Source organism: Acidobacteriota bacterium, from assembly GCA_028875725.1.
Taxonomy (GTDB): Bacteria; Acidobacteriota; Thermoanaerobaculia; order Multivoradales; family Multivoraceae; genus Multivorans.
In genome coordinates this window covers 1-2,132 of the sequence record JAPPCR010000016.1, presented here as the reverse complement: position 1 = coordinate 2,132, position 2,132 = coordinate 1, and the positions used below count along the sequence as shown (strand labels likewise).

General features: G+C 69.1%; 2 protein-coding genes. Both read left to right on the top strand.

The genetic code is table 11. The annotated features are described in order from the left end of the window. Positions 1–159 precede the first annotated feature (159 nt). Positions 160–1,200 carry an IS21 family transposase gene (istA, locus tag OXI49_14490; protein ID MDE2691720.1) on the top strand — a complete coding sequence of 347 codons (1,041 nt, stop codon included), beginning with the start codon at positions 160–162 and terminating at the stop codon, positions 1,198–1,200. Further along, on the top strand, positions 1,197–2,015 hold the full coding sequence (istB, locus tag OXI49_14485) for an IS21-like element helper ATPase IstB (GenBank protein MDE2691719.1): 819 nt from the start codon (positions 1,197–1,199) through the stop codon (positions 2,013–2,015). The genes istA and istB overlap by 4 nt, the downstream gene beginning before the upstream one ends. Positions 2,016–2,132: the final 117 nt, after the last annotated feature.

The window sequence follows — 2,132 nt, the reverse complement described above, 5'->3', positions numbered from 1 at the left end:
TGTTGCCCGGCATGTAAAGTTTCCCTGAAGTCGGCATGTAAAATGTCCCACATTGGAGCTGCGGCCGTGGAGTGGCTGCGGCGTCGGTGGGTGGGACTCAGAGGGATCATCGCGAACGGTTCGTTCGCCGTGGCGTCTCCACCGAACGGAAGAGACGCCATGATCGGAAGAGAGACGCGGGTGCTGCTGCGGCACTATCTGGAACAGGGACTGAGCAAGGCCGCGGTGGCGCGGCTGGCCGGGGTCAGCCGGCGGACGGTGCACCGCTGGATCGCGGCGGGGCAACTGGACCGGGATCTGGACGAGAAGCGGGTCGGGTACGGACCGAGGCGGCCCCGGCCTTCCGGGCTCGATCCCTACAAGGAGATCATCAAGGTCCGTCTGGCAGCGTATCCGGCTCTCAGCGCGGTGCGGCTGTTCGAGGAGATCCGGGAAGCGGGCTACGAGGGCGGCTACGACCAGGTGAGGCGGCACGTCAGCGATGTCCGGCCGCAGCCGCAGCCGGACCCGGTGCAGCGCTTCGAGACCCCTCCGGGGCACCAGGGGCAGGTGGACTTCGCGGAGTTCAAGACGCCGTGGGGGAAGCGGCACGCGCTGGTCGTGGTGCTGGGCTACTCGCGTCTGATGTGGGTCCGCTACTACGAGCGCCAGACGATGGCGGTGGTGATGGAGGGCCTTGAGTCGGCGTTCCGGTACTTTGGGGGCGTGCCCTCGGAGCTGCTGTTCGACCAGATGAAGGCCGTCATCGTCGAGGACAACCGGGAGGTCGGCGGGCGGCTGATGGAGAACACCGAGTTCCTGCGCTTCGCCTTCCACTGGGGGTTCCGGATCCGGGCGTGCCGGCCGTACCGGGCTCGGACGAAGGGCAAGGTCGAGCGGCCGGTCAGCTACCTCCGGCGGAGCTTCTTCTACGGGCGGGACTTCGTGTCGGACGACGACCTGAACGCCCGGGTGCTGGGGTGGCTCGACAAGGTGGCCAACGTCCGCGTCCACGGCACGCTGAAGGAGCGGCCGGTGGACCGGTTCGAGGTCGAGAAGCCGCACCTAAAGCCCTTGGCCCGCTGGCCTTACCGGCCCGTGGCGCCGCTTCGCCCCGAGCCCTCGGAGGGACGGGACGAGGCGGCGGCGGACTCCCGGTTCGTCGAGGTCGAGCGGCGTCCGCTGGCCGAGTACGCCCGGATCGCCGGCGGTGCGCGGTGAGGCCGCCGTCGCGCAGGGAGCGGATCGCGGCCCAGCTCGCCGACCTCAAGATGCCCGGCGCGCTGGAGGCGCTGGACGGCGTGCTCGCCGGGGTGGACGGGGGAGGCACGACGGCGGCCGAGGCGATCGAGCGGCTCCTGGCCGCCCAGATCGAACTCCGCAACGGACGGCGTCTGGAGGCCGCCATGCGCTCCAGCCGCCTGCCGTACGTGAAGACCCTGGCCGCCTTCGACTTCGCCTTCCAGCCCTCGATCAAGCGCGAGCAGATCGACGCGCTCCACGAACTCGGCTTCCTGGAGCGGCAGGAGAACGTGGTGTTCCTCGGACCGCCCGGCGTGGGCAAGACGCACCTCGCCATCAGCCTGGCGATCACGGCCGCCGAGAGCGGACGCAAGATCTACTTCGGCACCCTGACCGACCTCGTCACCTCGCTGGAGGAGGCCAAGGCCGCCGGCAGGCTCGACCGCCGCCTGAAGATCCTCACCCACCCGGCGCTGCTCGTCGTCGACGAGATCGGCTACCTGCCGGTGACCCAGAGCGGGGCGGTCCTCTTCTTCCAACTCGTCAACCGGCGCTACGGCAACGGCTCGACCGTACTCACGTCCAACAAGGGCTTCGAGGAGTGGGGCCGCATCCTCGGCGACGAGGTCATGGCCGCCGCCCTGCTCGACCGGCTGCTCCACCGGTGCCACATCGTGAACATCCGGGGCAACAGCTACCGAATGCGCCGCCACGCCGAACTCTCGAAGGCGATCCACCCGCTGGCTAGCCGAATAGACGCCGAGTCACCAGCGTCCGGAGAGGGTCCGTCATGACGACCTCGCTCCCGGCCCGCTGCCCCGCTCCGGTCGCTCCGCTCCCTCCGCGGGGCAGCCGCAGAACCGGGACATTTTCCATGCCGATAACCGGGACATTTTACGTGCCGATTGACA